This is a genomic window from Flavobacterium plurextorum (assembly GCF_024638035.1).
Classification (GTDB): Bacteria; Bacteroidota; Bacteroidia; order Flavobacteriales; family Flavobacteriaceae; genus Flavobacterium; species Flavobacterium plurextorum.
In genome coordinates this window covers 312,044-325,110 of record NZ_CP100442.1, presented here as the reverse complement: position 1 = coordinate 325,110, position 13,067 = coordinate 312,044, and the positions used below count along the sequence as shown (strand labels likewise).

Genomic DNA, 13,067 nt, shown 5'->3' with positions numbered 1-13,067 from the left:
TTTATGAAAAACCTTAAAATTGGAATTGCAGCAGAACAGTTTATCACTTGGGGCGGTGGTATTGATTTTATTAGGTTAATTTTGAACGGGCTAACTTCTGTACAAAGAAAAAAAGAATACGAAATAAATTTGTTTGTTTACGTTCCCGTTCAGTCGAATTTGAAAATTAGATTCAAAAATTTAATTAAAAAATTGATTAACCCTTTATTTTCAAGTAAGTATTTGCTAAATAAGACGAATATCGATTTGACATCAATAATTAATACTTTTAAAGCAGTAAATTCTTCAATTACTATTGTTAAGTACAATGGGACAAAAGAGGATTTAGCCAAGAAAACTGTAAAAGATAATATTAGTTTTTTACTTCCATTGTTTAGTGTACTTCCCGCTGATTTTCCAGTTCAGTGGGCAGGTTATATTTATGACTTCCAGCATAAATACTATCCGGAGTTTTTTACAAATGAAGAAATTCAAGTGAGAGATGAACATTTTTCTACAATGATGAAAGAGGCAAAAAAAATAATAGTTAATGCCAAAGCTGTAAAAAATGATGTTGAAAAATTTATTGAATTCAAGAATGCAAAGGTGATGACATTACCATTTTGTCCTGTTTTGAATCACGATTTTTTTGAACATTTTGATGTAACAAAATATAATTTGCCAGCTAAATACTTTATGATTTCAAATCAATTTTGGATACATAAAGATCACAGAACTGCTTTTAAAGCTTTTAAAGTGTTTATTGATGAAACTGGAGATAATGAAATTGGTCTAGTATGTTCAGGCCAGGTTATAGATTATCGTTTCCCAAATTATTTTTCAGAATTAGAACAATTAATAGAAGATTTAGGTCTGAGCGAGAGAATTATTATCGTGGGATATATTCCTAAAAAGCATCAGCTTCAAATCTTAAAAGATTCAATAGCAGTTATTCAGCCAACTTTATTCGAAGGTGGCCCTGGTGGTGGAGCTGTATACGAATCCGTAGCATATGCAATACCATCTATAGTTTCAGATATACCCGTAAATCTTGAATTAGATGATGAAAGTGTTACTTTTTTTAATGCAGGTTCCTTTGAAGATTTAGCATCTAAAATGAAAATTGTTTATAAACAGAATAACGTTAAGTATACATTTGAAGAGTTAAAAATGCGAAACGAAAAAAGAATGCTGAGTATGGGGCAACAAATTATTCAGACTATTCTAGACTAATTTCAAGCGATGGAAATGTTGATATTTAAAATTAATTTGATTCTATTTGATGTATAGATAATCTGATTACTTAATTCTTTATCTTGTGAGTTTTTTTATTAGCTCCTGAATCTTTTTAAGTTATTTATTCAAAAAAGGATTCACAATTAAATATTTGAAAAATCGATTAATTCTCTCACAAGAATTTGGTAAGTTAAAACGGTAAAGATTTATAATAATTTATTAAATAAAAAACAATTGAATAATAACGTTCCTATAATCTCGATAATAACGGTTTCTTATAATACTGTTAAAAATATTGAACAGACTATATTAAATGTAATTGATCAAAATTTCGAGAATTACGAATTTATCGTAATTGATGGAGGGAGCACTGATGGTACATTAGAAGTCATTAAGAAATATCAAGACAAAATTTCTTATTGGATTAGTGAACCAGACAAAGGAATTTATGACGCAATGAATAAGGGAATTATTGCAGCCTCTGGAGTGTATGTTTATTTCCTAAATGTGGGTGATGAGTTTTATAGTAAGGAGACATTAAATAATATTATTAAGTTATCAAATGATGAGGATGTTATTTATGGAGACACCTGTATGATTTCTGATAATAAAGAGGTAATTCTCCAATCAAAATCTAGAGATATTGATTGGAGAACGATGCCTTATTGCCATCAAAGTGTAATCATAAAAAGGGAATTATTAAGATTAAATTTGTTTGATATTTCTTTTAAAATTGCGGCAGATTATAAACAATATCATGAACTTAAAAAAGCTAAAGCAGTTTTTAGAGATATTGATGAAATCATCTGTAGGTATGATAATAATGGTTTTTCGGCTCAGAATCATAGTCATTTAATAAAAGAATATAAAAAAGTATCTTTAATGAATACAGTAGGTCTTTTAAAGAAACTAAAAGTTAGCCTATTTTTTTTAAGATGTCAGTTTTTTCATAACGTAACTCGTTTGTCTTAATTCATTAATAAATTTTTACATATTAATTACTTACAAAAAAAAATGCCTGGTATTTATTATTTTGCGTATCTCACCGATAAAGTATATGAGGGAGGTATGGCAAGAAATTATGCGTTTTTTATTAGATTTAAATCTATTACAAAGAATATCTATCATGTTTATAACAAGAATAAAATCCGTAGAGTTTTATTCTTTTTCAGAGCAGTATTGTTGATGACATTTGCGAGGGAGAAAAAAATTTTTTTACATCAGGGATCTATACTTATTTTATTTCCTATTTCTTTATTTGGATATAAATTGTTTAGAAAAGTATTTTTTGTTTTTCTAAAATATGTATCAAAAAAAAATAAACTGTTTATAGAAGTAAACGATTTACCACACGAGCAAGCTATAGATTTGCAATTAGAAGTAAAGAAAGAGTATATTATTTTTGAAGATCTAATTTATTCCCTTAAAGACACAAATTATATTTTTGCGTCAAATTTTATGAGAGATTTTGTATGTTCAAAATACAAAATAGATTTATCTTTTACGCAGGTTCTGATTAATGGAGGGCCCAGATTAATTGCAGAAAATGCAATGATTCATGATGTTTTTAAACAGACAAATAAAATTAAGATTATTTACGCAGGGAGTTTAAATGAAGGAAGAAATATTAGAGATTTAATTTCTCTTTTTGAGAAGAAAAACGATTTGTTTTTAATTTTAATAGGAACCGATGGAAATTGGTTAAAAGATTGCTCTTTATCTGACAATATTTTTTATCTAGGTAATTTTGAGGAACATGAAGCTCATAGAATTGCTTCTTTATGTGATATTGGGCTTTTACCATATGACAATACCAAGTTCTATTATAATTTATGTTATCCAACAAAAGTATCATTTTATATTACCGCAGGAATACCAGTGCTTTCAACCCCTTTGAAGGAGTTGCAAAATGTGTTTAAAGACTCTAAGAGTATTGAGTTTGTGATCTTTAATGAATGGAAGAATTATTTGGATGGTATTGATGATTTTAAATTAGAAGTTATGAGAGATGCTGCTGAAAGCCAAGCGACTGATTTTCAGTGGGCTACTTTGCTTGATTCGTTAGAATTGTAAGATATTTAAAATTGTTTTTACCTGTTTCTAGTTTAAATCGAATTTCACTTGAGAATAAGAATTAGTAATGTAGTTTGTAGGTTTATTTAATTTAGAAAATTCTGATTTGACGTGGTAAATTTTTTATCCTTGAAGTTTAATTCTTTAGTTCGAAATTATGGTATTATAGTAAATAATAGAGAAAGACCTCTTCCGTAACTTATTTAATAAAGATACTTTCAATAATATAGGATGCTTTAATCTAAAATAGTGAAGACTATTTCAGATATCGATACTTTACGCCGTCTTATGAATTGTATTTAGAGATTTGGTTTTGTAAACCTAATAGGATCCTTAAAAAAGGGATTATTTTTTTATGATGTTTTATAAATGGTTATAATTTTTTTTTTAATATTTTTAATTCTTTCATTCTTTTCTCTTTTTAAGATTAAGGATAGAGTTGTTGAAAATTTTATTCTCGTAATAATTAGTTTTATTCTAATACTAATTTCGGGTTTTAGAGGAGAAGGTCTCGATTGGGATTATGTTACATATAAAGAAATATTTTTATCGTTGGATAAAAATAGTACGTATTTTGTTGAGCCTGGGTTTGTATTTATCACCTATTTCGTGAGATTTTTCGCCAATTCTGTTGTGTTGCTTTTTTTGATATTTGCAATATTAGGTATTACTATTAAAACTTATAGTATTACCAAATTAACAGATTATATATTTCTTAGTTTATTACTTTATTTCAGCAGTATTTATATTCTTCATGATTTAACACAAATTAGAGCAGGTGTAGCTTCTGGTTTAATGCTGTTTAGTTTAATACCCCTACAAAATAAAAATAAGTATCAATTTTTTGGGATAGTTTTTTGCGCAATCTTGTTTCACTTTAGTGCTTTTGTTTTGTTGCCGATATATTTTTTAAAGAGTGATAAAATAAATAAGAAGGTTTGGATTTTGGTAATACCAATGAGTTACGCGCTTCTTTTCTTGTCTATTTCACCTATTGATTTTTATAAGTTAATACCAATTGCTGGGATAGAAGCTAAAGTGCAAACATATATACTATTGCAGGAAGCAAATGAAGATGACAAAGTAAATGTTTTTAGTACATTGGTGTTATTGAGGATTCTTTTTATCATTTATATTTTAAGAAATATAGATGTTATTAGCCTTGCAAACAAATATGCAATTCTTTTGGTGAAAATTTACATAATTGCGATATCAATTCTTATAATTATGTCGAAAACTTCAGCAATCGCATTACGTTTTAACGAGTTTTTTTTAACAGTGGAGTTTGTAGTTTTGCCTCTAATCTTATACACTGTTGAACCCAAAAACAGAATTTTTTTAAGGTTGCTTTTAATCGTTTTTTCTGCTATTCTACTGTTTTTTCATTATCGTGCTAAAACTTTATTAATATTCGAATGATCTTAATTTCAGATATACAGTTTACAATTGTTCTCTATAAATGTGAGCTCAAAGATTCAGTGACATTTCTTTCTCTTACAAAAGCTTTGAAAAATGAAGAACAATTTTCTAAAGCGGATTTATATGTTTATGACAATAGTCCATATGAACAAGAAAAATTATTATTTAACCAATATTGGAATATTACTTATGAAAGTGACTTAACTAATAGTGGATTAAGTAAGGCATATAATCAGGCTGCTTCTCACGCAAAAAATAATAATAAAAAATATTTGCTATTATTAGATCAAGATACTGAATTTCCTTTGAATTCTCTTAATGTTTATTTAGAAAGTATTAATAATAATGATTTTAAGTTGTTTGCACCTATTTTGAAAATTCAAGGTGGAAAGATTATGTCGCCTTGTTTATATACAAAAAAGTGGGGAAAATTAATAGATTATATATCGCATGGAGTACATTCTTTAGATAATTATGTACCTGTAAATAGTGGATTGTGTATTTCTTTAAGTGATTACTTTCTTGCGGGCTGTTATAATGAAAAAATTAAAGTGGACGGAGCGGATTTTCAATTTATTGAAAGATTTAAAAAAAAAGTAGGAACTCGTTTTTATGTATTAAATCTTGAGATTGAACAAGATTTTTCTTTATTTGAAACCAATTTAGATAATATACTTCCAAGATTTAAAATATTTCTAACAGATGTTAAAAATTTCGATCGAACAAATTGGAAAGATAACTATTATTATGGACGTATAGCACTCATAAGAACAATTAAACTAATATTACAAACAAGAAAAAAGATAATATTTGATTATTATGTTAAGTATTATCTATAATATACCTTTATGAAAAGTAAACTCGCTATACTTTTAGCAACATATAATAGCCAAAAGTTTCTCGAAGAGCAGTTAGCCTCTTTACAAAATCAAACTAATAAAGATTGGATTTTATACATAAGGGATGATGGCTCGACCGACAATACATTAAATATTATTGAAATAAATAAAAAGCAGTATCCTAACATAGTTGTTTTGGACGATTCTAATAAAGGATTAGGGGCAATGAAAAGTTTTTTTTATCTATTAGAAAATGTCGATGCTGAATATTATATGTTTTGTGATCATGATGATGTTTGGCTTCCTAATAAGATTGAAATATCGTTAGCAAATATTATTAAAGCAGAATTTGACCATCCGAATAAACCTGTAATAGTTCATACTGATTTAAAAGTTGTAAATGGAAATTTAGAGGTTATAAAACCTTCTTTTTGGAAAATGTCTGCCATTAAGCCTAAGATTATTCAAAATGAGAATTTAATCCAGGTATTTAATTGTGTAACGGGCTGTACAATGATTTTTAATAAAGAGGTAAAAGGAATTACCTTTCCATATGTAGATCAGGCACCAATGCATGATTGGTGGATTGCTTTGCAAACGATTAAAAAAGGAGGAGTAGTTAAGCATCTCGAAGCTGCAACAATTCTATATAGACAACATGGGAATAATGAAGTTGGTGCTCGAAATATTTCATTCTATTATTTTTTTAATAAAATAAAGGATCTACAAAAAACATTGGAAGGCCATTCACAACATATAAAATTTTTAAAAAAAATTAATGGTTTAAATGCGTTTCAGTATTATTATTATAAATTGTATTACACCATCCTGAGAAAGTTATGAAAAAACTATCGCAGCAATTTAAATTTTTCTTAATTATTTTTTTAGAACTTTTGTTTTTCCCATTTTTATACTTTTGGGAATGGTTTAAAAATGAAATTAGTAATAAAAATGCATCTCAAGTTAAAAAGATAAGATCTGGTATTGATTCCAAGATGATTTATATTAACATACATGAATGGGGCGGTTATCCCTCTACGAGAATTAAAAAAATTAAAACAGGTAAAGAATTTGCTTGTGGTTTACAAGCACACCTAGAAAGATTTTCAAAAGTCAGTAAAAAGATACAAAGCGAGATTTATTTAACGATTTCTGAAATATCTCTTTTTAAAAATAAAATAGAAATTGAAAAAAGTGTCGATAAGATTGTATCAGTGAGTAATGAAGGTATGGATTTTTCGGGTTATTCTGAATTTTATAATCTAGTAAAGGACAAACCAAATGCATATGTACTTTTATGCAATACTTCTGTCAACGTTATTCAGACGGAATTTTTAGAAAATTATATTTCCTATATGGAAGCGAATCCTGATGTTGGAATGATGGGAGTTTCCTACTGTTCCAAAATATGGCAATCAATCATTAGAAACAATTTTACGCCACACTTACAAAGTTTTTTTTTACTGACAACTATAGAGGTGTTAAATGAAATAGTTGCTAAAAATGGAGGGAAATTTCCTGGAAAAGGTATTGTTTATAAAAGATTGCTAATAAGAGACGGAGAAATTAAAATCTCTAAATTAGTCCAAAAGCTTGGGTACAATTTAGCTGTTACTTTAGAAGATAAGTCAGTTTTTAAATTTGGAAAAAATAATTATTTTGATAACGGATTTAAACGTTGGATTTTGAAACATGGGGATATAAGATTGACTTGTGATAATCCTAATATAATCAATGAGATTGGAAAGTGAGTGCCATTAAAAATATTTTTTTTTTACTTCTGCTAGTTAGTTCATTTTCCTTATTTGCAGTCACAAGGACATTGAAATCTTTCGGTGCAAAAGGTAATGCTGTGACTGACGATACAGAAGCTATTCAGAAGGCATTATTAGCATGCCAGGAAGGTGAATTGTTAGATGGAGAAGGATTCGTTTATTTAGTTGAAGGTACAGTAGATGTAACTTTAAAAGAAATGAATTTAATTAATTGTAGGTTTGTTGTCGGTAAAACTTATGATAAGCAAGGAAATTTTCACATTATCACAAATACAGCTAATTTAACAAATATTACTGTTGATGGACAAAGAGATACTACAAATGATATTGAGAAATGGAATGTTTTTAGTACTGAAAACAATGTAAAAAGTATTTGCCCAAGTAGACCAGATTTTTTTTATTTCTATGCAATGGATAACCAGGCTCATATAGAGGTAAATAAATTTTCAGTAAAAAATCTTCATGCCATGTCGGCAATAACTATTTATAGTTTAGGAAAAGTAATGCTTAATGATTTGTATTTTAAAAATCTTAGTTATAAAACATTTCATGTTTACCATTCGATAGATGATGGGAAAACTTCTGGAGGAGAGACAATTGTTTCAAATGCATATGCAGAAAACGTTGGAGTTTTACCAGTTAAACTTCAGGTTGATGGAAAATTTTATGATCGAGTTAGCTTGCAAATGATGCCACAAGCTTCATTTAATTTTATTGTCAGCCATGGAAATTATACAGCTCATAATTTAGAAGTTGTCAATTATGGGTCAACTGCTGTTACCGCAGATAGAAATAAAAATTTTACTGCAGACAAAATCAAAATATACAACTATTCCGGACTTGTTTTTTCAAACAATCCCTCTGGGGGGATGTGGTTTGAAAGATGTGAAACTGCAACAATTGACAATCTAAAAATTAAGATAACTTCGAGAGATAAAAGAGATTCTAATTTCGATAGTTCAGCAATACATATTTACTCTGCAGGAGGGAAAGTCACTATTAATAATCTAGATATTGAAAGTGGGAGAGAAGGTTGTTTAAATAAGGGACTAAGAGGTTCTCTACTGGGTAAATGTGATATTTTAATTAAAAATTTTAAATTATCTGGAAATTATAAATCTTCTGCTGCCCAATTTGCTTTATTGGATAATTCAATCTTATCAACTGTAAAAATTGATAGGTTAAATTTAGAAAGCCACTCAGTAGATTTTTATGGAATGCAAAATGTGCTAATTGGTGAAGTCATAGGGAAAACTGGTAATGAAAATTTAAATTTTATGCTACCTTCATCTTCAGTTCATAATGGAAATTATGAGGTAGAAAAAGTTAATTTAAAGCAAATTAATGTTGATAAAAACATTAAGAATATAAAGTTAATGAATAAGACGAAAAAACCTCTGATTAAAATTTTAAATTAAATTTTTTCTGCACTAAACAAGAAGTTTTATAATCGATTATTAGTGCTTATGTTTGATCGAAAAAATAACTATATAAATTAAAAATATTATTTTGAAAATAAGAGTAACGTCATGTATTGTGTTATTTAATAATGATGTCAATATGTTACAAGAAATAATTAAATCCTTTTTAAGTTCTGAATTAGAAGTTCATTTGTTTTTAGTTGATAATTCACCAATTGATTGTTTGAAAATTTTAAAAACAGATGACAGAATTTCATATTTTCATAATCCATCGAATCCTGGATTCGGTGCTTCTCATAATGTAGCAATTCAAAAAGCAATAGAATTAGGATCGAAGTATCATTTTATCATTAATCCAGATGTTTATTTTGAGAATAATATAATTACACGTATGATCGAATATATGGATAGAGATGCTAAAATTGGAATGATGATGCCTCAGGTTTTGAATATGGATGGAAGTATTCAGTATTTACCTAAGCTTTTGCCGTCTCCTTTTAGTATATTTTGGAGAAAACTTAAGTGGCCATTAAAAGCCTATCAGAAATTTATAGATGAATATGAACTAAGAAAAGTTCCGAAAGATTTTATTTATAATGCACCAGTACTTTCAGGCTGTTTTACGCTACTAAACCTCGATGCTGTTAAAAAAGTTGGCATGTATGACGATGATTTTTTTATGTATTTTGAAGATTGGGATTTGTCTAGAAGAATACACCAATATTATAAAACGATTTATTTTCCCAATGTTTCAGTTGTCCATGAATATGAATCTGGGGCAAATAAAAGTAAAAGACTTTTTAAAATATTTGTAAATTCTGCTATTACTTATTTTAATAAATGGGGATGGTTTTTTGATTCAGAAAGAAAGAAAATAAATAAAAAAGCATTAGAACAATTCAAATAAATGAAAATAAAGATTACAGGTTCATCTGGTTTTGTTGGCAAAAATCTATCTGATTATTTAACTAATTATTCTTTTTTAGTTGATAAAATTTCCTTAAGAAATTTAAATTGGAAAAATGATTTTACAGCTGATGCAATTATTCATCTCGCCGGTAAAGCTCATGATACAAAAGGAACCAGCGATACTTTGGAGTATTTTAAAGTAAATACAGATTTGACCGAAGAATTATTTAATGCATTTTTAAAAAGTGATATTAAAGACTTTATTTATTTTAGTAGTGTAAAAGCTGTTGCTGATGATGTGTTTGAAATTTTGTATGAAAATGTTAAACCGAATCCTAAAACAGCATACGGAAAATCTAAATTAAAAGCAGAAGAGTATATTTTATCAAAAGAAATTCCAGACGGTAAAAGAGTTTTTATAATAAGACCTTGCATGATTCATGGTCCGGGGAATAAAGGAAATTTAAACTTGCTCTATAATTTAGTAAAGAAAAGAGTTCCTTATCCTTTAGCAGCTTTTGAAAATCAAAGATCATTTTTAGGAATTGACAATTTGAATTTCATGATTAAAGAAATTCTTGAAAATAAAAATATTATTTCAGGTGTTTATAATTTTGCAGATGATGAAGTTTTGTCGACAAACGAGTTGGTTAAAATAATTGCATTGGCTTCAAACAAGAAAAACGTATCCATTGCAATTCCTAAGAGATTAATTAATGGTATGGCTAAGCTGGGAGATTTTATTAAATTTCCTTTAAATTCAGAAACCATTCAAAAATTAACAGAGAATTATAGGGTTTCTAATCTGAAAATAAAAAAAGCTGTTGGAGTTGAAAAGTTACCTAATACAGCTCAGCAAGGACTTGAAAAAACTATAAAAAGTTTTATAAATAAATAATGGAATACACAATTTTAGGAATAGTATTAATAATTATATTGCTAGTTTATTTTAAAGTGGCAAATCATTTTAATATAATTGATAAACCAAACCAAAGGAGTTCGCATACAGAAATAACATTGAGAGGAGGCGGGATCATATTTTGGTTTTCAGCGCTACTTTATTTTATGCAACATATAGAAAATAATTATTTTTTCTTTACTGGTATTACTTTAGTTAGCTTAGTTAGTTTTTGGGATGATATTCAAAATTTGTCAAACAAGATCCGAATTTCAATTCACTTCTTTGCAATCACTTTGATTTTTGTCGATTTGAATTTATTCCATTTAATGCCTATCTGGGGAGTTGGCATTGCATATATTTTGGCTATTGGACTCATAAATGCGTATAATTTCATGGATGGAATCAATGGAATTACTGGACTGTATACTTTAGTAGTAATGGGATCATTGTTGTATGTCAATACAAAAGTCCAGTTTTTTACTGATGGAATGTTTATAAAATATGTAATGGTGGCCAGTTTAATTTTTTTGTTTTTTAATTATAGAAAAAAAGCAAAATGTTTTGCTGGAGATGTTGGAAGTATTGCCGTCGCTTTTTGGATAATTTATTTGATTGTAAAACTAATTCTTGTTACAGAATCACTTATTTGGCTATTGTTCTTAGCAGTATATGGAGTTGATGCGGTTTGTACAATTCTACATAGGCTTTATCTAAAGCAGAATATTTTTGAGGCACATAGATTGCACTTATATCAAATATTAAGCAATGAATATAAAATACAGCATAGATTAGTATCTCTTCTTTACGCTTTAGTTCAGACAGGAATTTCTTTAGTAGTGATTTTTCTTTATCAAAAAGTTCAAGATTCACTTGTATTCTTAATTGTAATTTTGCCCTTATTGTTGCTTTATTCATCAAAATTTTATTTAATAAACAAAAGTAATTCGCGATTGAATCATGGCGTCTAAAATAATTCAAGGAGGAAAATTTTTAGATCATCGAGGAAGTATATCGTATGTAAACGATTTTAGTTTTGCCGATATCGAAAGGTTTTATATTATAAGTAATTCGAAGGAAAATCCAATCCGAGCTTGGCAGGGGCATAAATTAGATACTAAAAATTTTTATTGTCTTTCAGGTTCTTTTAATATTCATTTTATAAAAATTGATAATTGGGAGAATCCTTCGAAAGATTTAATTATTGAGACTGTTTTTGTTTCTGAATCTGAAAGCAAAATTGTTCATATACCTGCGGGCTATGCAAATGCAATAGAATCTCTTGAAGAAAATTCAAAACTAATATCCTTTTCTACATTGCCATTAGCAAATGTAAGCGATGATGATGTTCGTTATCCATTAGATTATTGGCTTTTCAAATAATGAAAAACGAAAGAATTTATTTATCATTGTCTCAAGAAAGTGGGTTTGAGGAAGGATATATTCAGAAAGCTCTAAAGTCAAATTGGATTACTTCAGGAGGGCCAAATGTAGATGAATTTGAAAATGAACTTCAGAGGTATTTTGAAAATGAAAATTTTATTGTCGCGTCAAATTCTGGTACATCTGCGATACATTTAGCATTAATTTTGTTAGATGTAAAAGCTGGTGATGAGGTTATTTGTCAAAGCATGACTTTTTCGGCTTCAGCAAATCCAATTTTATATCAGAATGCATGTCCGATATTTGTAGATAGTGAAATTGATACATGGAATATTTGTCCTGAAAATCTTGAAATAGCAATAAAAGATCGAATAAAAAAAGGAAAAAAACCAAAAGCAATTATAGCAGTTCATTTATACGGCATGCCTTATAAAGTAGATGATGTACATTTAATTGCTGATAAATATGGAATACCAATTATTGAAGATAGTGCAGAAGCTCTTGGAAGTACTTATAAAGGTAAAAAATGTGGTAGCTTTGGTTTTTTTGGTATTTTGTCCTTTAATGGAAATAAAATTATAACTACTTCTAGCGGAGGAGCATTAATTACGAATTCAGATGAAATAAAAAAGAAAGCTATCTTTTATGCTACCCAATCAAAAGGTATAGCTGTACATTATCAGCATAGCGAAATAGGTTATAATTATAGAATGAGTAATATTTGCGCAGGAGTTGGTCTTGGACAAATTAAAATCTTAGAAAGGAATATTAATTTAAGACAAGCAAATCATTTATTTTATAAAAAGATATTTCAAGAAGTTGAAAATGTAAAACTTTTTGAAAACATAAAGAATGTTTTCTTTTCTAATTATTGGCTTAATGCAATACTACTAGAAACAGAAGAAATGAAAGAGAGTTTAAGACTCACTCTTGAAAAAGCTAATATTGAGAGTCGGCCATTATGGAAACCGATGCATCTGCAGCCAATTTTTAAAGAATATCCATATTATGGTAATAAGATTTCTGAAGAGTTATTTAAAAAAGGATTATGTTTGCCATCAGGATCAAATTTAACGAATACCGATAAAAATAGAATAAAAGAAGTTATCATTAATTTCTTTAAATGAATATAAAA

13 protein-coding genes are annotated in these 13,067 nt (G+C 28.0%); all 13 read left to right on the top strand.

The genetic code is table 11. The features are described from left to right. The first annotated feature begins 3 nt into the window (after positions 1 to 3). The 13 genes from NLG42_RS01560 to NLG42_RS01500 all read left to right on the top strand — a co-directional run bounded on the left by NLG42_RS01560 (position 4) and on the right by NLG42_RS01500 (position 13,059). The gene (locus NLG42_RS01560; protein ID WP_257682828.1) at positions 4 to 1,212 is read left to right on the top strand and encodes a glycosyltransferase; all 1,209 of its coding nucleotides are present in this window, start codon (positions 4 to 6) and stop codon (positions 1,210 to 1,212) included. A gap of 237 nt (positions 1,213 to 1,449) precedes the next feature. After that, complete coding sequence (locus tag NLG42_RS01555; protein WP_257682827.1) at positions 1,450 to 2,187, top strand: glycosyltransferase family 2 protein; 738 nt, start codon at positions 1,450 to 1,452, stop codon at positions 2,185 to 2,187. A gap of 42 nt (positions 2,188 to 2,229) precedes the next feature. Beyond that, on the top strand, positions 2,230 to 3,288 hold the full coding sequence (locus NLG42_RS01550; RefSeq protein WP_257682826.1) for a glycosyltransferase: 1,059 nt from the start codon (positions 2,230 to 2,232) through the stop codon (positions 3,286 to 3,288). 369 nt (positions 3,289 to 3,657) lie between these two features. Continuing rightward, positions 3,658 to 4,707, top strand: coding sequence for an EpsG family protein (locus NLG42_RS01545; protein WP_257682825.1), 1,050 nt, complete (start codon positions 3,658 to 3,660; stop codon positions 4,705 to 4,707). Between the two features lie 86 nt (positions 4,708 to 4,793). Further along, positions 4,794 to 5,546 (top strand): glycosyltransferase, encoded by a 753-nt coding sequence (locus NLG42_RS01540; RefSeq protein ID WP_257682824.1) that lies wholly within the window; start codon positions 4,794 to 4,796, stop codon positions 5,544 to 5,546. Between the two features lie 9 nt (positions 5,547 to 5,555). Then, on the top strand, positions 5,556 to 6,389 hold the full coding sequence (locus tag NLG42_RS01535) for a glycosyltransferase family 2 protein (RefSeq protein ID WP_257682823.1): 834 nt from the start codon (positions 5,556 to 5,558) through the stop codon (positions 6,387 to 6,389). Then, on the top strand, positions 6,386 to 7,297 hold the full coding sequence (locus NLG42_RS01530) for a hypothetical protein (RefSeq protein WP_257682822.1): 912 nt from the start codon (positions 6,386 to 6,388) through the stop codon (positions 7,295 to 7,297). Before NLG42_RS01535 ends, NLG42_RS01530 begins: the two co-directional genes overlap by 4 nt. Then, on the top strand, positions 7,294 to 8,739 hold the full coding sequence (locus NLG42_RS01525; RefSeq protein ID WP_257682821.1) for a glycoside hydrolase family 55 protein: 1,446 nt from the start codon (positions 7,294 to 7,296) through the stop codon (positions 8,737 to 8,739). Before NLG42_RS01530 ends, NLG42_RS01525 begins: the two co-directional genes overlap by 4 nt. Before the next feature lie 118 nt (positions 8,740 to 8,857). Then, positions 8,858 to 9,649, top strand: a complete 792-nt coding sequence (locus NLG42_RS01520; protein ID WP_257683969.1) for a glycosyltransferase — start codon at positions 8,858 to 8,860, stop codon at positions 9,647 to 9,649. Further along, positions 9,650 to 10,549 (top strand): NAD-dependent epimerase/dehydratase family protein, encoded by a 900-nt coding sequence (locus NLG42_RS01515; protein WP_257682820.1) that lies wholly within the window; start codon positions 9,650 to 9,652, stop codon positions 10,547 to 10,549. After that, the gene (locus NLG42_RS01510) at positions 10,549 to 11,520 is read left to right on the top strand and encodes an MraY family glycosyltransferase (protein ID WP_257682819.1); all 972 of its coding nucleotides are present in this window, start codon (positions 10,549 to 10,551) and stop codon (positions 11,518 to 11,520) included. Before NLG42_RS01515 ends, NLG42_RS01510 begins: the two co-directional genes overlap by 1 nt. Continuing rightward, positions 11,510 to 11,932, top strand: a complete 423-nt coding sequence (locus tag NLG42_RS01505) for a WxcM-like domain-containing protein (protein WP_257682818.1) — start codon at positions 11,510 to 11,512, stop codon at positions 11,930 to 11,932. Before NLG42_RS01510 ends, NLG42_RS01505 begins: the two co-directional genes overlap by 11 nt. Further along, a complete protein-coding gene (locus NLG42_RS01500) occupies positions 11,932 to 13,059 on the top strand; it encodes a DegT/DnrJ/EryC1/StrS family aminotransferase (protein WP_257682817.1) in 1,128 nt (375 codons plus the stop codon). The genes NLG42_RS01505 and NLG42_RS01500 overlap by 1 nt, the downstream gene beginning before the upstream one ends. Positions 13,060 to 13,067 lie beyond the last annotated feature (8 nt).

What these genes read in the sequence shown, in the direction of transcription:
- NLG42_RS01560 (WP_257682828.1), top strand. Translation starts at nt 4, where the DNA reads ATGAAAAACCTTAAAATTGGAATTGCAGCAGAACAGTTTATCACTTGG.
- NLG42_RS01505 (WP_257682818.1), top strand. Translation starts at nt 11,510, where the DNA reads ATGGCGTCTAAAATAATTCAAGGAGGAAAATTTTTAGATCATCGAGGA.
- NLG42_RS01515 (WP_257682820.1), top strand. Translation starts at nt 9,650, where the DNA reads ATGAAAATAAAGATTACAGGTTCATCTGGTTTTGTTGGCAAAAATCTA.
- NLG42_RS01530 (WP_257682822.1), top strand. Translation starts at nt 6,386, where the DNA reads ATGAAAAAACTATCGCAGCAATTTAAATTTTTCTTAATTATTTTTTTA.
- NLG42_RS01550 (WP_257682826.1), top strand. Translation starts at nt 2,230, where the DNA reads ATGCCTGGTATTTATTATTTTGCGTATCTCACCGATAAAGTATATGAG.
- NLG42_RS01545 (WP_257682825.1), top strand. Translation starts at nt 3,658, where the DNA reads ATGGTTATAATTTTTTTTTTAATATTTTTAATTCTTTCATTCTTTTCT.
- NLG42_RS01535 (WP_257682823.1), top strand. Translation starts at nt 5,556, where the DNA reads ATGAAAAGTAAACTCGCTATACTTTTAGCAACATATAATAGCCAAAAG.
- NLG42_RS01510 (WP_257682819.1), top strand. Translation starts at nt 10,549, where the DNA reads ATGGAATACACAATTTTAGGAATAGTATTAATAATTATATTGCTAGTT.
- NLG42_RS01500 (WP_257682817.1), top strand. Translation starts at nt 11,932, where the DNA reads ATGAAAAACGAAAGAATTTATTTATCATTGTCTCAAGAAAGTGGGTTT.